We start from the raw sequence: 17,848 nt of genomic DNA on the forward strand, positions 1-17,848 counted from the left end.
CCCCCGCCGGCCGGGGCACCGGGCCGGGCGGCCCGCGCCGCGAGGACCGCGCCGGCATCGCCCGCCGGGCGGCGCACCAGGTCGTCGTCCGGGTCCTGCGCGACGGGGCCTTCGCCGACCGCGCCCTCCACGGGGCGGCCGGGGACCTGCCGCCGCGCGAGCGCGCCCAGGCCAAGCGGCTGGCGTTCGGGGCCGTTCAGCGGCGGTTGACGCTCGACTACGTGATCTCGCGCCACGTCGACCGCGACCTCGACGTCGAGGTCCGCGCGGCGCTGCACATCGGGCTCTACGAGCTGCTCTTCAGCGACGGGACGCCGAACCGCGCGGCGGTCGCCTCGGCGGTCGAGCTGGCCAAGCCGAACCTGGGCTTCAAGCTCGTCAACGCCGTCCTCCGGAGGGTGATCGACGACGACGGCGGCAAGCTCCGCCTGCCGGCCGACGACACGCCCGACGGCGCCGCGATCCGCCACAGCCACCCGCTGTGGCTGGTCAAGCGCTGGTGGAAGTGGCTGGGCCCGAACCCGACCCGGGCGCTGCTGGCCGCCGGCAACCGCCCGACCGAGCTGGTGCTGCGCGTCAACACGCTGCGGACCGGTCCGCTCGGCGAGGACGGCGCTCCGGCCGGCGGGATCGTGGTCCCGGGCGAGCCGTTCGACGACGCGCTGCCCGAGGCGCGGCGCGTGACCGGCGGCCTCGACGTCCTGGCCGACCCGGGCTGGCGCGAGGGCCACTACGTCGCGATGTCGCGCGGCTCGATGCGCGCCGCCCGCGCGGTCGACCCGCAGCCGGGCGAGCGGGTGCTGGACCTCTGCGCCGCGCCGGGCGGCAAGACGACCCACATGGCCGCGCTGATGGGCGGCGAGGGGACGATCGTCGCGATCGAGAAGCACGGCGGCCGGGCCCGGGCGCTGCGGCGGACCTGCGAGCGGGTCGGCGCGGGCAACGTCGAGGTGATCTCGGGCGACGCGCTCGAGGTCGAGCTGGCCGCCGGCTCGTTCGACCGGGTCCTGCTGGACGCGCCCTGCTCGGGGCTCGGGACGCTGGCCTCGCACCCCGACCTGCGCTGGCGGGTCCAGGAGCGCGACCTGCCCGAGCTGGGCCGGCTGCAGGGGCGGCTGCTCGAGGTCGCCCAGCGGGCCGTCAAGCCCGGCGGCCGCCTGGTCTACAGCGTCTGCACGCTGAACCCGGGCGAGGAGCGCCTGCCCGAGGGGAAGATCACGCGGCTCTGGCCGCACCGCGACGGCACCGACGGCTTCTACATCTCGGCCGTCGGCGGCTGATCGCGGCGGCCGCCGGCGACCTCGGCCGAGGGGTGAGGGGGTCGCGGCCCAGGAGTTCCTATAGTCAAGGCCATGGAGGTTGACCTCGGCCTGAGCTGCCCCGGCTGTCACGAGCCGTGGCTGCGCCCGACGAATCTCCCCGGGCGCTATCGCTGCGTCAACTGCCTGCTCCGCTACGAGCTGCGCTCGGTCTGCCCGAACTGCGGCGAGCACTCGACGATCGTGCGGATGTCGAAGACCGCGACGCTGGCCTGCAACCACTGCGGCAGCTCGATGCTGGTGCAGGTGTGACGCCGCTACCCTCACGCCTGTGAGCACGACCGACCCGCGCCTGGCCCGCCTGAAGGGCGTGGCCCCCTCGATCCTCGCCAGCGACTTCGGGAAGCTGCGCAGCCAGGTCGAGGAGGTGGTCGCGGCCGGGGCCAGCGTCGTCCACATCGACGTGATGGACGGCCACTTCGTCCCGCCGATCACGATGGGCCCGATCGTCGTCGACGCGCTCAAGGGCGTCGACGCGATCCTCGACGTGCACCTGATGATCGAGCGCCCGGAGCGCCAGCTGGCCGACTTCGCCAAGGCCGGCGCCGACGTCCTGACCGTTCACGCCGAGGCGACGCCGCAGCTGCACTACGCGCTCGGCCTGGCGCGCGAGCTGGGCGCCCTGGCGGGCCTGGCGCTCTGCCCCGGCACGCCGCCCGACCCGCTGGTCGAGACCGCAGAGCTGCTCGACCTGGCGCTGGCGATGACGGTCAACCCGGGGTGGGGCGGGCAGAAGTTCATCACCACGTCGCCCGCGAAGATCGAGCGGATGGCCGCGCTGCTGCCCGCCGACGTGCCGATCGAGGTCGACGGCGGCGTCGACCTGGACACGATCGGGGTCTGCGCGGCCGCCGGCGCCACCGTCTTCGTCGCCGGCTCGGCGGTCTTCGGGAAGCCCGACCCGGGCGAGGCCGTGCGCGCGCTGACCGCCAAGGCGCAGGAGGCGCAGGCGGCGGTCGCCGAGCGGATCCCGGGTCCGCGCGGCTGAGCGCTGGCGGGGCCCGCCTCCGCGGTCCGCGCCGCGCCGCGGCGGACTTGTCAGAGAACCCTCAAGCGGCCGCCGTACGGTCGGCCGATGAGCTTCCGCGACCTGCTCGCCCGCCCGCCGCTCCAGCGCCCGCAACCGGATCGGATCGCGTCGACCGGGCTCCGCGCCCGGCATGGGGGATTCCCCCGGGTGACCGGGGGATTGCCCCAGGATCCCGCACCGGGGCGGCTCGCCTCTGGTTGGATGAGTCCCGTGCCAACCCCGATCGTGCAGGCCTCCGGGCTCTCCAAGACCTACGGCAGCGGTGAGACGGCCATCACCGCCCTCGACGACGTCTCCGTCGACTTCCGCGCCGGCGAGCTGACCGCGATCATGGGGCCGTCGGGCTCCGGCAAGTCGACCTTGATGCACTGCATCGCCGGGCTCGATCGCGCGGACGCCGGCACGGTCACGATCGACGGCGTCGAGATCACCGACCTCGACGATCGCCACCTGACCGAGCTGCGACGCGACCGGATCGGCTTCGTCTTCCAGGCATTCAACCTGCTGCCGGTGCTGACGGCGGAGGAGAACATCCTCCTGCCGCTGACGATCGCCGGTCGCGAGCCGGACCCCGAGTGGCTCGAGCAGCTCGTGACCACGATCGGCCTCGGCGACCGCCGCCACCACCGCCCGAGCGAGCTCTCCGGCGGCCAGCAGCAGCGCGTCGCCGTCGCCCGCGCGCTCGCCAGCCGGCCCGCGGTCGTGTTCGCCGACGAGCCGACCGGCAACCTCGACTCGCGCTCGTCCGACGAGATCCTCGGGCTGCTGCGGCACTCGGTCGACGGGCTCGGGCAGTCGGTGGTGATGGTGACCCACGACCCGCACGCCGCCAGCTTCGCCGACCGGCTGCTGGTGCTGAAGGACGGGCGGATCGTGCACGACGGGCCGGCCGGGGGCGCCGACGACGTCCACGAGCGCCTGCGCGAGACCTCCGATCCGACGCCGACGGCCTGATGCGCGCCCTCCTGCTGCGGGGGCTGCGGTCCCACGTCCGACGAACCCTGATGACGGCGCTGGCCGTCGTCCTCGGCGTCGCGCTGGTCTCCGGCACCCTGGTCTACACCGACACGATCGATCGCAGCTTCGACAACCTCACCCAGGCGACCACCCGCGGCGCCGACGTGATCGTGACGCCGAACAGCGAGCAGGGCGTCGACAGCTTCGGCAGCGACCCGCCGCAGATGCCGCGCGACGTCCTGGACAAGGTCCGCGGAGCCGACGGCGTCCGCGAGGCGATCGGCGTGGTCGGCAGCCAGCAGCTGGTCGTCTTCGAGAAGAACGGCCGCGATCGGCTCGGCAGCGGATTCGCCCCGGGCGTCCTCTCCGGCGACGAGCCGAACGCCGACTGGTTCGGCTCCACCCGCTACGCCAGCGGCCACGCGCCGCGAGCGGACGACGAGATCGCGCTCGACCGGAAGGCGGCCGAGAAGGGCGGCTACGCGCTCGGCGACGAGGTTCCCGTGCAGCTGGCGGGGCCGCAGCGGAAGCTGCGGCTCGTCGGCACCGTCGAGCTCGACGGCGTCGGCTCGTTCGGCGGCGCGACGGTCGCGATCACGACCCAGCCGACCGCGGTCGCGCTCGCCTCCCGCACGCCCCGCAACTACTACAACACGGTCGCGGTCCGGCGCGATCCCGGGGTCTCGGCGCAGCAGCTGGAGGCCAGCGTCCGCCGGGCGGTCGGCGGCGAGGCGACCGTTCGCACCGGCGAGGCCGAGGCCAGCAAGCAGGCCAAGGACATCCAGGACAACCTGAGCTTCCTGCCCACGATCCTGCTGGTGTTCGCGGGGATCGCGACCTTCGTCGGCGCGTTCCTGATCTTCAACACCTTCTCGATCACCGTCGCCCAGCGCCAGCGCGAGCACGCGCTGCTGCGGGCGCTCGGCGCGACCCGCGGGCAGGTCCGCCGCCAGGTGCTGGGCGAGTCGCTGGCGATCGGGGTGATCGGCTCCGTCGTCGGCGTCGCGGCCGGCCTGCTCGTGGCCCCGGGGCTGCGGTCGCTGATGGCGTCGTTCGGCGTCGACTTCCCGTCGACGTCGACCGTCTTCGCCCCGCGGACGATCGTGGTCGGGCTGCTCGTCGGGATCCTCGTGACGATGATCTCCAGCTTCGTGCCGGCCAACCGGGCGACCCGGGTGCCGCCGGTCGAGGCGCTGCGCGAGGCCGCGGCCCCGCCGGCGCGCGGGCGGGTGCGACGGGGCGGCGTGATCGCCGGGGCGGTGCTGGCGGCGATCGGCACCGCGCTGCTGCTGCTGGCGGTGACCGGCACGATCGACGGCGACGGCGGGTCGGCCGCCGCGGGAGTCGGCGCCGCGCTGCTGTTCATCGGCACCGCGCTGCTGTCGCCGATCCTGGTCGCGCCGCTGGCGGCGCTGGTCGGCGGTCCGATGACGCGGATCTTCGGCCTGCCCGGCCGGCTGGCGCGCGACAACGCGGTCCGCCAGCCCGGTCGCACCGCCGTCACCGCGGCCGCGCTGATGGTCGGCCTGGCGCTGATGGTGTTCGCCACCGTCTTCGCCTCGGGCATGCGCGAGACGCTGCGGGGCGACCTGGAGCAGGCGGTCGACGCCCCGGTCGTCGTCCAGAGCCGCGACGGCGGCATGTCGTCGCTGCCGCCGGAGCTCCCGGCCGTGCTGCGGCGCGATCCGGCCGTGCGCGCCGCCGGGGCGATGAGCTTCGTCTCGGTCAAGGCCGGGGGCGAGCAGATGTCGCTGAACCTGGCCGATCCCGGCGTCTTCGACCAGGGGCTCCTGCGGCTGCACACGGCCGACGGACGGCAGGTCCGCGACCCCGGCCCGGGCGAGGTCCTGCTCGGCGAGGGCGATGCCGAGAAGCTGCGGGCCACGACCGGCGGGACGATCGTCGTGACCGGGGCCAACACCCGCCGGCAGCAGCTGCGCGTGATCGGCGTGATCGCCGACGCGGGCTTCACGATGGACGGCTCGTGGGTCTCGACGGCGACCGCGCGCCGGCTGGCCGATCCCCGTCCGGCGTTCGTCCTGGTGCGGACCGACGAGCGCCCGCAGGAGCTGGAGCGGTCGCTCCAACGCGACTACCCGGGCGCCGAGGTGCAGTCCAAGGACGACTGGATCGGCACCCAGACCAAGCAGGTCGACCAGCTGCTGATGATGGTCTACGCGCTGCTGGCGCTGTCGGTGATCGTGGCGTTCTTCGGGATCGTCAACACGCTCTCGCTGTCGATCGCCGAGCGGATCCGCGAGATCGGCCTGCTGCGCGCGGTCGGCGCCACCCAGCGCCAGGTGCGGCGGATGGTGACCGTCGAGGCCCTGATCACGGCGCTGCTCGGGGCGACGCTGGGCGTCGTGCTCGGCTTCGTGCTGGCGACCGCGGTCGGGGTGACGATCGACGGCTTCGCCCTGACGGTGCCGATCGTCTCGATCGTGATCCTGGTGGTGCTCGCCGGCCTGGCGGGCGTGCTGGCGGCGCGACCGCCGGCGCGACGGGCGGCCAGGATCGACGTGCTGGTGGCGATCGGCGACGAATGACGCCGTGGCCGTGGCCGTGGACGGTCGGTCGGGCGTCCCTGGTGGCTGCCCGATCGTTCGTCCGCGGTCGCACGACGTTCACAGGATCGCTTGGCGTCGGCCGTTCCAGCGCGCTACCGTTCAGGGCGAGGCGCGCGTGCGGTCTGGTCCCCCGCCGTCGCGAGCGCCCTGACCAACCAACGTTCGCGGCTCGATGGGAGTCGCGTGCCCACAAGGGGGACTTCATGTCCAAGAGGTTCATGCGTGGTACCGCCGTCGCGCTTGCGACGGCGTTCGCGGCTCTCGGGATCACGTCGTCGGCGTCGGCGGCGCCGACGATCGCCACGACCCTGACGGTCCAGCCGTCGGTGCTGGTCTTCGGGCCGACCACGCTGCGGGTGCCGCTGGAGTTCCGCGGTCGCCTGACGCAGCGGGGCAACGGGGCCTCGATCGCCGGACAGCAGGTCAAGATCACGATCGGCAACGGCCTGATCACCGTCTGCAAGCCGACCACCGACGCCGTCGGTGGCTTCGTCTGCCCCGGCGATCTCGCCAACATCCTGGCGTCGGTCCTGCAGCTCGGCTGGGACGCCTCCTACGCCGGCAACGCGACGTTCCAGTCGTCGAAGGCCCACGCGCCGGCGATCAACGTCAACCAGGTGCCGGTGCTCTAGCCCCCTCGGCCGACCCCGACCGCGGGCCCGGCGCCGGCCGGGAACGCGGGAGGTGGGACGGCGCGGCCCCGACGTGAGCGGGCCGCGCCGTCCCCGGGCCGAACCATGGTCCGTGGCGTCGCGCCGACGGTGTGGCGTCAGCTCGTGGACGGCGAAGGGCCGTGGTCCGCCTCGACCAGGGCGAACCGTGGCCGCGAGACCCCGTCGACGTCGACGGTCTCGCCGAACATCGCCTTCGGCCGGACCCACAGCCCGCGCTCGCCGTAGAGCGCGCGGTAGACCACCAGCGGCTCCTCCGTCTCGCTGTGGCGGGCCTCGAAGAGGACCTGGTACTCGGGGCCCTTGTAGTGCCGGTAGCGGCCGGGCGTGATCGGACGGTCGGGGCTCATCGTCGTCGGATGGTGGCAGTCGGGCGCGGGGCGCCACCGTCCTGACGTTCGACCGCTACCCGACCGCCGGCGCCGTCGACGTCGACGACGGCCGCCGGTAGACCAGGTAGAGCAGCCCGCAGAGGACCAGCGCGACGGCGCCGTAACCGACCTCGGCCCGGACGAGCTTGTCGTCGACCGGGGCCGCCAGCATCCAGGCGACGAAGAGCGCGGCCGAGCTGAGCCAGGCGGCGGCGGCCGCGGCCGCGTGGCCCCGCGCGAGGGCGGCCTGGTTGAGGGTGCCCGCGATCAGGTGGGCGCCCATGCCGATCGCGACCACGGCCAGGCCGACGCGGCCATAGTCGTGCTGGGAGTCGAAGACGACCCCCATCGCCCACGGGCCCAGGAGCAGCAGGCCGACGGCGACGCTGCCGGCGAAGCCGACGATCGCCAGCACGGTGAGCCGGATCGCGCGCGAGAACGCCTCGCGGTCGCTGGTGGCGTCGAGCTGGGACAGATGGGGGAGGAGCGAGGTCTGGATCGCCTGGAAGAGCTGCAGCGGCGCCCGCGTGACGAGCAGCGCGTTGAAGATCACGCCGGTCAGGACCTTGTCGTCGGCCAGCAGCGCGCCGGCGTTGACCAGCGTCTGCTCGCCCAGCTGGATCAGCGCGACGGCGACCGCGAAGCCGCCGCCGGCGAGCAGCGCGCCGCCGCCGGCCGCCGAGCGGCCGGGCGCGGCGCCGTCGTCGTCGTCGGCCTCGGCGGCCCGGGCCGCCGCGTCGACCTGCAGCCGCGAATGCGCCCCGCGGATCGCCCACGGCACCACGGCCAGCGACGCCAGCGGAGCCGCGAGGATCCCGAGCGCGACCGCGATCTGGCCGCTCGCGATCCCCATCAGGACCCCGATCGGGAACAGGATCCGCGCCAGCGACTCGAAGAGGACGAGACCGCCGTAGAGGCCGAACCACTGATGGCCGGCCACGAACCCGCGGGCGAAGTAGCTGGCGGCGTAGGCCGCCGACGCCCCGATCAGGACCCAGAACAGGCCTCCGTCGCCGAGCCGGCTGGGCCCCTCGAGGAAGTCCCGTGCCGCGAACGCGCCGATCAGCAGGGCGACCGCGAAGCCGGCCTGCAGCAGCAGCGGCTCGCGCAGCGACGGGTGCTCCTCGCCGCGTGCGCGGGCGGTCGCGATCGTCCGCGACAGCAGCTGCTCGACCGGCCGGTACATGACCGACATCGCGACGAACAGGACCGACCACAGGAAGGCGACGGCGTTGTAGCGCTCCTCGCCGAGCGCGTGCGAGCCGGCGGCGAAGAAGGCGAAGGTCAGGAGCCCGGTCGAGGCGATCCCGATCGACAGGATCCGCGCCCCGCGGGCGTAGGAGCCGTGCCCCTCGGCGGCCTCCTCGACCGCCTCGATCAGGGCCTCGTCCACGACGGCGCCCGACGGGTCGAGCGCCGGATCCGGCGGCAGCGCCCCAGCCGGGACGTGCGCCGGGCCGGCCGGGTCGTAGGGGGAGCGATCGCTCACGCGGCCTGTCCGGACGAGACCGCCGACCGGGGGACGGGCTCAGTCCCCGACGCGGACGAGCAGCTGCGTCCAGGGGAACGGCTTGCGGACCTCGACGACCTCGCCGTGCTGGCTCAGCAGCCGCTTGAACGACTGGGTCGACCAGTGGTTGAGGTGGCCGGGCGTGTTGCCCAGGTCCTTGACGTAGGCCCCGCGCGCCATGTTGACGGCGCGCCAGAGCGGCTCGCGGGGGACCGACACCAGCAGCCAGCGACGCGCGACGCGCGCCATCTCGGCGACCGTGTGCTCGGGATCGGGAACGTGCTCGAGGACCTCGATCGCCGAGGCGACGTCGAACTCGTCGTCGGCGAACGGCAGGTTCTCCGCCCGCATGATCTTGTACTCGAGGTTCGGCGCCTGGCGCTGGGCCCAGCCGGCCTGGATCGACGGCTCCTCGAGGTCGAGCCCGACCACGCGCTTGTCGCCCAGCTGCAGCGCCCACTCGTGGACCAGGACGCCCTCGCCGCAGCCGACGTCGAGCAGACTCTCCGGGGCCGCGCGGGTGAAGAGGGCGGCGAGGTTGCTCTCGAACCCGGCCATCAGCTTCCGGACGACGGGGTTGGTCGAGCCGTACTTGTCGTACGTGTTGCCGGTGACGATCCCGTCGTCGCTGGTCGTGACCGGCGCGCCGCCGGTGCCGCGCGTCTTCTCGGGGGTGCTCACGGTCGGATCGCCTCGCGCTCTTCGGTGGAATGGGAACCGCCCGGGCCCGCGTGGGCGCCGGTCGTGGCCTCCTGGCCGGTCGGGTGGGCCCCGGGCTCGTAGTGGCTCGGCGGCACGCCCAACTGCAGCTCGATCCGGCGCACGCGCTCGAAGACCCGCTGGGTCAGCATCCGCTGGCCGTGCAGCAGGTCGCCGATCACCGCCAGCGCGCCGACCATCACCGCCGCGGTGAAGAGCACGCCGCCGAAGATCAGCGACTGCACGTGCCCGGCGCCCTCGCCCTGGACCCAGCTGACGAAGAACCGGACCCACGGCACCAGCGCGAGCACGAACAGGAAGACGGCGAGGGTGAAGAACACCCGCATCGGCTCGTACTGGGCGTAGATCCGGAAGATCGAGACGGTGTTGCGCCGGACGTAGGCGCCCATCGAGGGGAACAGCCGCGACTCGCGCAGCTTCTCGTTGGTGCCGACCGGGACGTGGGTCGTGGCGACCAGCAGCTTGCCGGCCTGGATCAGCGACTCGAGCGTGTAGGTGAAGCGCGAGACGACCGCCAGCTGGATCGCGGCCTCGCGGTTGTAGGCGCGGAAGCCGGAGGTCGCGTCGGCGATGTCGGTCTCCGACGCCCGCCGGACGACGGCCGAGCCGAGCTTCTGCAGCCGCACCTTGAGCGGCGAGAAGTGCTCGATCGTGTGGACCTGGCGGTCGCCGACGACCATGTCCGCGGCGCCGTCGACGATCGGCTTGACCAGCGCCGGGATGTACGAGGCGTCGTACTGGTTGTCGGCGTCGGTGTTGACGATCACGTCGGCGCCGAGCTTCAGGCAGGCGTCGAGCCCGGCCTGGAAGCCCGCGGCGAGGCCGCGGTTGTTGGTCAGCTTGACGATGTGGTCGACGCCGCCCGCGCGGGCGACCTCGACCGTCCGATCGACCGAGCCGTCGTCGATCACGAGCCACTCGACCGTGTCGAACCCGGGGACCTCGCGTGGGAGGTCGGCGAGGGCGATCGGGAGCGTCTGCTCCTCGTTGAAACAGGGAATCTGGATGATCAGCTTCATGGGCTTCGCCGAAGGTCGGGCGCTGCAGGGCTGCTGGTTCGCCGGGGGTTCGACGGCGACCCGTCGGAAGGGTCGACGCCCGCGTGGACCTGGCGGTCGTGATCGCTCATGCGTCCTGCCGACACGGCCCGCGCGGACCCGGATCGCCGGGCCCTGGGACGTCGCATTTCCACCGTGAGCAGGGGCGAGTATTCCAGAGGCGCGCGAACCACGGCACGCTCGCCCTCGCCGGTACGGCATGCTGCACACCTTGGCCCGCCCCGACGACACGCTTCCCAACCGCCTGGCCGACCGCGTGCCGTCCGTCGCGTTCCTCGCGCTCTGCGCGGGGCTGCTGGTCATCTTCGTCGCGTACCCGACGTACCCGAACTACGACAGCTACTACGCGTTGCTGTGGGCGCGGGAGCTGTGGGACGGCCAGGCGCCGGTCTTCGACGCCTTCCGGGCCCCGACCGAGCACCCGCTGGCGATCCTCTTCGGGATGGGGCTGACGCCGTTCGGTCGCGACGTCGACCGGATCCTCGTGTTCGCGGCGATGGCGTCGGTGGCGGCGCTCGCCGCCGGGATGTACCAGCTCGGCAAGGTCGCCTTCAACCGCTGGGTCGGCCTGGTCGCCGGCGCCCTGCTGGTCGTCAACTGGGACCTGATCCTGCTGGCGGTCCGCGGCTACCTGGACGTCACCTACATGGCGCTGGTGGTCTGGGCGGCGGTGCTCGAGGCGCGCCGGACCCGGCGCGGCTGGCCGGTCCTGCTGCTGCTCGGGCTCGGCGGCCTGCTGCGGCCGGAGGCCTGGGTGCTGTGCGGCCTCTACGGGCTCTGGATGGCGATCGGGCCGCACGACGGCGGCTCTCCGACCGCGGGCCGGGTCCACTGGCGCAACGCGCTCACGCGCCGCGGCCTGCTGTGGCTCGCCGCCAGCGTCGTCCCGACCCTGATCTGGGTGGCCACCGACTACGTGGTCACCGGCCAGCCGCTGTTCTCGCTCCAGCACACCTCGGGCCTGGCCGAGGAGCTCGGCCGGACCCGCGGGCCGCTCGAGATGCCGATGGCGACGATCTCGTTCCTCAAGTCGCTCGACGGGCTGCCGCTGTTCATCGCCGGCCTGGTCGGGCTGGTGGGGGCCGCGATCGTCGTTCCGCGGCGGCTCGGGATGGCGCTGACGCTGCTGGTCGCCGGCGTCGCGACCTTCCTGGCGATCGGCGTCGGCGGCTTCTCCGTGATCGACCGCTACCTGCTGGTGCCGGCGGTCGTGCTGCTGGTCTTCGCCGCCTTCGTGCTCGTCGGCTGGACGATGCTGCCGGCCGGCGGCCTGCGGCGATGGTGGTCGCGCGGCGCGATCCTGGCCGCGATCGGCACGGTGATCGTCGGGATCGGCAACGTCGACCCGACGGTGATCGACAACGACCTGCGCTTCCGCGGCGACGCCCACCACGACCTGGTCGAGGTCCTCGACCAGCCGCAGGTCCGCCGCGCGCTGCGCTGCGGGCCGCTCTGGACGCCGAACCACAAGCTGGTGCCGGACAGCCGCTGGGTGCTCGACGCGTCGGCGGCGAAGGTCCTGCCGCGCTCGCTGCTGGGCGACCTGAAGGCGAAGCCGAAGTCGCAGTCGAGCGTCGACCGCGACGCGGCCCGGCGCGCCGTCCCCGACGCGGCGAAGGGCGGCAACCCGCGCAGCGGCGTGCTGCTGCTGCCGACGTCCCGCCAGGCCCTGGTCCGCCAGGCGGTCGTCTTCGAGAACATCGACAAGCCGTTCGACGCGATCGCGCTGCCGGGCTTCCGCCGGATCGCGACCAGCACCCACTACGCCGTCTACGCCCGTTGCCCGGGGGCTGTCGGGTCCTAGATGGACGTCCCGTCCCGGATCGGGCGCCTGCGGGAGCGCGTGAGCGGGGTTCTGCCGCCGGCGGCGGGCGGGTCGCCGGCCGGCGACCCGCCGGGGCCGGTCAAGGACGACGCCTGGGGCGGGCGGCTGCCCGGCTCCGAGCGGCTGCGCTGGGGCATCGCCGTCGGGCTGCTGGTCCTCGGCGGCCTGGTGCTGCGGCTCTGGGGCGCCAGCCACGGCCTGCCGTGGGCCTACAACGCCGACGAGAACGGGCACTTCCTGCCCCAGGCCGTCGGCATGTTCCGCGGCGACCTCAACCCGCACTACTTCGTCAACCCGCCGGGCTTCACGTACGCCACCCACCTGCTGCTGTGGCTGCGGTTCGGCGGCGCCGACCAGGTCTGGTCGGCCTACTCGTCCGATCCCGGCAGCGTGATCATCGTCGGCCGGGTCGCGTCGGCGCTGCTGGGGGTCTCCTCGGTCTGGCTGATCTACCTGGCCGGCACGCGGCTGCTGGACCGCCGCACCGGCCTGCTGGCGGCGGCGACGCTGTCGGTCGCCTTCCTGCCGGTCTTCTACGGCCACCTGGCGCTCAACGACGCGCCGACGGTCGCGCCGATCGCCCTCGGGCTGTGGGCGGCGGCGGGGGTCCTGCGGCTCGGCCGCGACCGCGACTACCTGGTGGCCGGGATCGCCGTCGGGCTCGCCGCCGCGGTCAAGTACACCGGCGGGATCGTGCTCCTGCCGCTGGTCGCCGCGGCGGCCGTCCAGGCCGCCCAGCCCGGCGGTCGGGTGCCGGCGATGCGGGGGATGATGCTGGCGCTGGTGACCTTCGCGATCGGGTTCGTCGCCGCCAACCCGTACGCGCTGCTGGACTTCGACAACTTCTGGTTCGGGATCGCGCACCAGTCCTCGGGCGCCGGCGCGGGGACCACCGACAAGCTCGGGATGACCGAGGACAACGGCCTCGTCTTCTACGCCTGGACGCTGACCTGGGGGCTGGGGGTGGTGCCGCTGGTCGCGGCGCTCGGGGCGCTGGCGCCGCTCTGGCGCGACGAGCGGCGGGTGCTGCTGGTGCTGCTGCCGGCGCCGCTGCTGTTCCTGCTCTTCATGAGCACCCAGGGCCGCTTCTTCGCCCGCTGGATGCTGCCGGTCTACCCGATGCTGGCGCTGCTGGCCGGCTACGGGGTCGCCCGGGTCGTCGGCTGGTGCGCCGAGCGGCGGCCGGACCTGCGCCACGTGGCGCTGATCGTCGGCGGGATCCTGCTCTGCGGCCAGGGCCTGCTGGCCAGCGTCCACGTCGGCGCGGTGCTGTCCAAGCGCGACACCCGCAACGAGACCCGCGACTGGATGGTCCGCCACATCCCCGCCGGCGAGAAGATCGTGCTCGAGCCGGTGGTGCCGACCGAGTGGCTGTCGGACCCCGGCCATCCGAGCGACCGCAGCGACGGCCAGCGCTGGCAGCGCTACTCGTTCAGCCGCAGCATGCAGGACTTCGAGGGCCGCCCGGTGCCCAAGCCGGGCGTGCCGGTCTACCTCGAGGACTACGAGCGGTCGCTCTACCCGGCGCTGATCGACGAATACGAGCGGCGCGGCTACTGCTGGGTGATCACCGGCTCGACCCAGCGCGGGCGGGCCGAGGTCGAGCCCGCCAAGGCGCCGCGCGCGATCGCCTACTACCGCGAGCTGGAGCGGCGGGCGGCGAAGGTCTTCGAGGCATCGCCCTACAGGCCGGGCGCCGACCCGGTCGACTTCGACTTCGACTTCTCGTTCGACTACTACCCGCGGGCCTACGAGCGGCCCGGGGCGACGATGATCGTCTACCGGCTGCGCGGCGGCGGCTGCGCGCCGAGGGCGGCCGCCGGAGCCGCGTCCGCGGCGGCGGCGACCGGCGCTCCGAGCGGCGGCTGACGCCGGCCGGGCAGGCTGGCCGGGGGCGGAGGGGTGCGCTCCCTATCCTTCGGGGCCGATGCCGATCGATGCGCGCGACGAGGCCCTCCTGGGCCGGACGGTGGAGCTGGCCGAGCGCGGCCGCCGTCACGTCAGCCCCAACCCGCTCGTCGGCGCGGTCGTCACCCGCGACGGCCAGACGCTCGGCGAGGGCTGGCACGCCAAGGCCGGCGGCCCGCACGCCGAGGTCGCCGCGATCGCCGCCTGCGGCGGTGCCGACCTGACCGGCGCCACGATCCACGTCTCGCTCGAGCCGTGCTGCCACACCGGCCGCACCCCGCCCTGCACCGAGGCGATCCTCGCCGCCGGCCTGCGGCGGGTCGTGGTCGCCTCCGACGACCCCTCCGCCAAGGCCTCTGGCCGCGGCCTCGGGATCCTCCGCGACGAGGGCGTCCAGGTCGACGTGGCCGCTCCGGGATCCGACGCCGGCCGCGCGGCCCGGCTCCAGAACCAGCCCTTCCGCAAGCACGCCAGGACCGGCATCCCGTGGGTGATGCTGAAGACCGCCTCGAGCCTCGACGGCCGGCTGGCGACCCACGCCGGCGACTCGCGCTGGATCAGCGGCGGGCCGTCGCGCGACCTGGCCCACGGCTGGCGGGCCGAGGTCGACGCGGTCGTCGTCGGGATCGGGACCGCGCTGGCCGACGACCCGCAGCTGACGGCCCGCGTGCCCGACGTCCCGCGCCAGCCGACGCGCGTCGTCTTCGACTCCGAGGCGCGGCTGCCGCTCGACGGCAAGCTGGTGGCCTCGGTCGCCGAGGCGCCCGTGACCGTGATCGCCAGCCGCGCCGCCAGCCGCTCGGCGACCGACGCCCTGCGCGCGTCCGGCGTCGAGGTGATCGTCGTCTCGGGCCAGAACGAGCACGGGCGCGTCCGCGCCGGGCTCGAGGAGCTCGGCCAGCGCGAGGTCACCTCGCTGATGCTCGAGGGCGGCTCGCACCTGGCCGGCGCGTTCTTCGACGCGGGCGAGATCGACGAGCTGCGGATGTTCGTCGCCCCGATCCTGCTCGGCGGCCGCCAGGCCCCGGGGATCCTCGGCGGCGAGGGCGTCGAGCGGATCGCCGACGCCGCCAGGCCGGTCGAGATCACCCGCGAGCCGATCGGCGACGACCTCTTGACCATCGCTCGACTGAAGGAGTGGTAGGCGCGTGTTCACCGGCATCGTCCAGGACCTCGGGACCGTCGAGGCGGTCGAGGAGACCGTCGACGGGGTGCGCCTGCGCGTCGCCACGCCGCTCGCGGGAGAGCTGCGCCCCGGCGACTCGATCTCGGTCAACGGCTGCTGCCTGACCGCCGTCGGCGAGTCCGACGGCGGCGACGGCGTCCCGTCGTTCCAGGCCGAGGTCATGAACGAGTCGCTGCGCCGGACGAGCCTCTCGGCGGCGGCCACGGCCGGCGCCCGCGTCAACCTGGAGCTGGCGATGGCCGCCGGCGACCGCTTCGGCGGCCACATCGTGCAGGGCCACGTCGACGCCACCGGCCGGGTCGTGGAGACCCGCCCCGACGGCTTCTCGCGCGTGGTCCGGATCGCCCCCGAGGACCCGGCGCTGCTGCGCTACGTCGTCGAGAAGGGCTCGATCACGATCGACGGCGTGTCGCTGACCGTCTCCGCGATCGACGAGACCTGGATCGAGGTCTCCCTGATCCCCGAGACGCTCGAGCGGACCACGCTCGGCCGCGTCGGACCGGGGGATCCCGTCAACCTGGAAGTGGACGTGCTGGCCAAGCACGTCGAGAAGCTGCTCACCGGAAAGGACCGCTCGTGAGCGAGACCGCCCCCCGCACACTGGACAAGCCGTTCGATCTCGTCGAGGACGCGATCGAGGACATCCGCCAGGGCAAGATGGTGATCGTCTGCGACGACGAGGACCGCGAGAACGAGGGCGACCTCGTCATCGCCTCGGAGTTCGCCGACGCCGCCGCGATCAACTTCATGGCCAAGGAGGGGCGCGGCCTGATCTGCCTCTCGCTGACCCCGGAGCGCTGCGACGAGCTCGGCCTCGACCTGATGGCGGCCAAGAACGAGTCGCCGTTCGAGACCGCCTTCACGCTCTCGATCGAGGCCCGCGAGGGCGTCACGACCGGGATCAGCGCCGGCGACCGCGCGCAGACGATCAAGGTCGCGATCGACCCGATGTCGGGCCCCCGCGACGTCGTCGTGCCCGGCCACGTCTTCCCGCTCAAGGCCAAGCCGGGCGGCGTGCTCGAGCGCACCGGCCAGACCGAGGCGTCGGTCGACCTGGCGCGGCTGGCCGGGCTCAACCCGTCCGGCGTGATCTGCGAGATCATGAACGACGACGGGACGATGGCCCGGGTGCCGGACCTGATCCCCTACGCCGAGCGCCACGGCCTGCGGATGATCACCGTCGCCGACCTGATCGCCTATCGCCGCAAGCACGACCGGCTGGTGGAGCGGGTCGTCGACATCCAGCTGCCGACCGGCTTCGGCGACTTCACCGCGATCGGCTACCGCTCGCTGGTCGACGACAAGCACCACGTCGCGCTGGTCAAGGGCGACGTCGACGGCGAGCAGGACGTGCTCGTCCGGGTCCACTCGGAGTGCCTGACCGGCGACGTCTTCCACTCGCTGCGCTGCGACTGCGGCGAGCAGCTGGAGTCGGCGCTGGCGATGATCGAGGAGGCCGGCCAGGGCGTCCTGCTGTACCTCTCCCAGGAGGGGCGCGGGATCGGCCTGCTGAACAAGCTCCGCGCCTACAAGCTGCAGGAGCAGGGCTACGACACCGTCGACGCCAACCTCAAGCTGGGGCTGCCGGCCGACCTGCGCGACTACGGCATCGGGGCCCAGATCCTCGTCGACCTGGGGCTCAGCTCGATCCGGATCCTGACCAACAACCCGAAGAAGATCCGCGGCCTCGAGGGCTACGGCCTGTCGGTCAGCGAGCAGGTGCCGATCCAGCACGCCGCCAACCCGCACAACGAGGCCTACCTGCGGACGAAGCAGGAGAAGATGGGGCACATCCTCCATCACCAGGGCCTCGACCTGGACAGCCAGATGCTCCAGGAGGAGCACGAGCGCGACACCGCGGGCGCTCCCGACCCGCACGCCGCCGACGAGCCGGGGGCGTCGGCGTGAGCGCCCGCTACGCGATCGTCGCGGCCACGTTCTACCGCGACCTCGCCGACCGGCTGATCGCCGGCGCCCAGGCCGCCTTCGCCGAGGCCGAGGGCCCGCTCGCGGCCGACGGCCCGGCGGACGTCTTCGAGGTCCCGGGCGCCTTCGAGCTGCCGCTGGCGGCCAAGTACCTGGCCGAGACCGGGCGCTACGACGGCGTCGCCTGCGTCGGCGCCGTGATCCGCGGCGAGACCGACCACTACGACTACGTCTGCGGCGAGGCGGCGCGGGGGATCCAGGACGTCCAGCTGAGCACCGGCGTGCCGGCGGCGTTCGGCGTCCTGACCGTCGACAGCATGGACCAGGCGCTGGCGCGATCGGGTGGCGACAAGCGTGATTCCGGCCGCCATGCCGCCGACGCGGTGCTGGCGCTGCAGCGGATCCGGCGGAGCCTCGCCGGGGCCTGAGCCGGCCGCGTCGCGCGGGGTCCGGCGGTCGTCGCGACGCCCGCCGGAGCCGTCGGCCGACGACCGTAGGCAGGCGCCCCCGACGGCGGTAGCATCGGTGTCGTGGACGGCGAGGCTGTCGCACTGCTCGTGATCTTCCTGCCGCACGCGGTGGGCGGGGCCTTCCTGGGCTGGCGGCTGATGCCGAAGGGCGCGCGCGAGGAGCTGCGCAGCTGGTGGCGCGACGCCGGAGACGACGGCGGCGGGGGAGGCCCAGGCGTTCCGCGGGTCGCCGGTCCGCGGCCCGGAGGGGGCGGCAGCGAGCCGCCGCTGCCGGACGCGACGCCGTCGCCGGTCCGCCTGCGCCAGCCCGCGCGGCTCGCCGACCGGGTC

At 73.8% G+C, this 17,848-nt stretch carries 16 protein-coding genes and 1 pseudogene; 13 read left to right on the top strand and 4 right to left on the bottom strand.

Annotation, left to right across the window (positions count from 1 at the left end; all coding sequences use genetic code 11):
• The 6 genes from PAI11_RS07685 to PAI11_RS07710 all read left to right on the top strand — a co-directional run.
• Positions 1–1,280: transcription antitermination factor NusB (locus PAI11_RS07685; RefSeq protein ID WP_050897161.1), on the top strand; the 1,280-nt coding region annotated here is incomplete at its 5' end.
• A gap of 72 nt (positions 1,281–1,352) precedes the next feature.
• On the top strand, positions 1,353–1,571 hold the full coding sequence (locus tag PAI11_RS07690; protein ID WP_007572672.1) for a YfgJ family double zinc ribbon protein: 219 nt from the start codon (positions 1,353–1,355) through the stop codon (positions 1,569–1,571).
• 19 nt (positions 1,572–1,590) lie between these two features.
• The gene (gene rpe / locus PAI11_RS07695; protein WP_007572675.1) at positions 1,591–2,307 is read left to right on the top strand and encodes a ribulose-phosphate 3-epimerase; all 717 of its coding nucleotides are present in this window, start codon (positions 1,591–1,593) and stop codon (positions 2,305–2,307) included.
• A 243-nt stretch (positions 2,308–2,550) separates the two neighbouring features.
• Positions 2,551–3,303, top strand: a complete 753-nt coding sequence (locus PAI11_RS07700; RefSeq protein WP_040599075.1) for an ABC transporter ATP-binding protein — start codon at positions 2,551–2,553, stop codon at positions 3,301–3,303.
• Positions 3,303–5,852: an ABC transporter permease gene (locus PAI11_RS07705; protein WP_040599077.1), complete on the top strand. Its 2,550-nt coding sequence runs from the start codon at positions 3,303–3,305 to the stop codon at positions 5,850–5,852. The genes PAI11_RS07700 and PAI11_RS07705 overlap by 1 nt, the downstream gene beginning before the upstream one ends.
• Positions 5,853–6,076: 224 nt before the next feature.
• Entirely contained in the window at positions 6,077–6,505 is a 429-nt protein-coding gene (locus PAI11_RS07710) for a hypothetical protein (RefSeq protein ID WP_138974160.1), read from the top strand.
• A 137-nt stretch (positions 6,506–6,642) separates the two neighbouring features.
• On the opposite strand, the gene PAI11_RS07715 is transcribed toward PAI11_RS07710, so the two are convergent.
• From PAI11_RS07715 to PAI11_RS07730, 4 genes are read right to left on the bottom strand one after another with little or no spacing between them, the layout of a single operon-like run.
• On the bottom strand, positions 6,643–6,894 hold the full coding sequence (locus PAI11_RS07715) for a DUF1653 domain-containing protein (protein WP_007572683.1): 252 nt from the start codon (positions 6,892–6,894) through the stop codon (positions 6,643–6,645).
• A 55-nt stretch (positions 6,895–6,949) separates the two neighbouring features.
• A complete protein-coding gene (locus PAI11_RS07720; RefSeq protein WP_007572685.1) occupies positions 6,950–8,404 on the bottom strand; it encodes a hypothetical protein in 1,455 nt (484 codons plus the stop codon).
• 39 nt (positions 8,405–8,443) lie between these two features.
• Positions 8,444–9,106: a class I SAM-dependent methyltransferase gene (locus PAI11_RS07725; RefSeq protein ID WP_007572687.1), complete on the bottom strand. Its 663-nt coding sequence runs from the start codon at positions 9,104–9,106 to the stop codon at positions 8,444–8,446.
• Entirely contained in the window at positions 9,103–10,164 is a 1,062-nt protein-coding gene (locus tag PAI11_RS07730; protein WP_007572689.1) for a glycosyltransferase family 2 protein, read from the bottom strand. The genes PAI11_RS07725 and PAI11_RS07730 overlap by 4 nt, the downstream gene beginning before the upstream one ends.
• Before the next feature lie 238 nt (positions 10,165–10,402).
• On the opposite strand from PAI11_RS07730, the gene PAI11_RS26930 reads away from it, so the two are divergent.
• The 7 genes and pseudogenes from PAI11_RS26930 to PAI11_RS07765 all read left to right on the top strand — a co-directional run.
• Positions 10,403–12,007 (top strand): hypothetical protein, encoded by a 1,605-nt coding sequence (locus tag PAI11_RS26930; protein ID WP_040599079.1) that lies wholly within the window; start codon positions 10,403–10,405, stop codon positions 12,005–12,007.
• Entirely contained in the window at positions 12,008–13,897 is a 1,890-nt protein-coding gene (locus tag PAI11_RS07740; RefSeq protein WP_007572695.1) for an ArnT family glycosyltransferase, read from the top strand.
• Between the two features lie 58 nt (positions 13,898–13,955).
• Positions 13,956–15,080 carry a bifunctional diaminohydroxyphosphoribosylaminopyrimidine deaminase/5-amino-6-(5-phosphoribosylamino)uracil reductase RibD gene (ribD, locus tag PAI11_RS07745; protein WP_007572697.1) on the top strand — a complete coding sequence of 375 codons (1,125 nt, stop codon included), beginning with the start codon at positions 13,956–13,958 and terminating at the stop codon, positions 15,078–15,080.
• A 4-nt stretch (positions 15,081–15,084) separates the two neighbouring features.
• The gene (locus PAI11_RS07750; protein WP_007572699.1) at positions 15,085–15,702 is read left to right on the top strand and encodes a riboflavin synthase; all 618 of its coding nucleotides are present in this window, start codon (positions 15,085–15,087) and stop codon (positions 15,700–15,702) included.
• Complete coding sequence (locus PAI11_RS07755; RefSeq protein ID WP_007572702.1) at positions 15,699–17,030, top strand: bifunctional 3,4-dihydroxy-2-butanone-4-phosphate synthase/GTP cyclohydrolase II; 1,332 nt, start codon at positions 15,699–15,701, stop codon at positions 17,028–17,030. The genes PAI11_RS07750 and PAI11_RS07755 overlap by 4 nt, the downstream gene beginning before the upstream one ends.
• Complete coding sequence (ribH, locus tag PAI11_RS07760; RefSeq protein ID WP_007572703.1) at positions 17,027–17,476, top strand: 6,7-dimethyl-8-ribityllumazine synthase; 450 nt, start codon at positions 17,027–17,029, stop codon at positions 17,474–17,476. Before PAI11_RS07755 ends, ribH begins: the two co-directional genes overlap by 4 nt.
• A gap of 102 nt (positions 17,477–17,578) precedes the next feature.
• A pseudogene (locus tag PAI11_RS07765) lies at positions 17,579–17,848 on the top strand (hypothetical protein); the annotation flags it as partial.

The sequence above is a fragment of the Patulibacter medicamentivorans genome (assembly GCF_000240225.1).
Taxonomy (GTDB): Bacteria; Actinomycetota; Thermoleophilia; order Solirubrobacterales; family Solirubrobacteraceae; genus Patulibacter; species Patulibacter medicamentivorans.

Coding starts and splice junctions, on each gene's coding strand:
- PAI11_RS07690 (WP_007572672.1), top strand. CDS start 1,353: ATGGAGGTTGACCTCGGCCTGAGCTGCCCCGGCTGTCACGAGCCGTGG.
- PAI11_RS07700 (WP_040599075.1), top strand. CDS start 2,551: ATGAGTCCCGTGCCAACCCCGATCGTGCAGGCCTCCGGGCTCTCCAAG.
- PAI11_RS07705 (WP_040599077.1), top strand. CDS start 3,303: ATGCGCGCCCTCCTGCTGCGGGGGCTGCGGTCCCACGTCCGACGAACC.
- PAI11_RS07710 (WP_138974160.1), top strand. CDS start 6,077: ATGTCCAAGAGGTTCATGCGTGGTACCGCCGTCGCGCTTGCGACGGCG.
- PAI11_RS07715 (WP_007572683.1), bottom strand. CDS start 6,894: ATGAGCCCCGACCGTCCGATCACGCCCGGCCGCTACCGGCACTACAAG.
- PAI11_RS07730 (WP_007572689.1), bottom strand. CDS start 10,164: ATGAAGCTGATCATCCAGATTCCCTGTTTCAACGAGGAGCAGACGCTC.
- PAI11_RS26930 (WP_040599079.1), top strand. CDS start 10,403: ATGCTGCACACCTTGGCCCGCCCCGACGACACGCTTCCCAACCGCCTG.
- PAI11_RS07740 (WP_007572695.1), top strand. CDS start 12,008: ATGGACGTCCCGTCCCGGATCGGGCGCCTGCGGGAGCGCGTGAGCGGG.
- ribD (WP_007572697.1), top strand. CDS start 13,956: ATGCCGATCGATGCGCGCGACGAGGCCCTCCTGGGCCGGACGGTGGAG.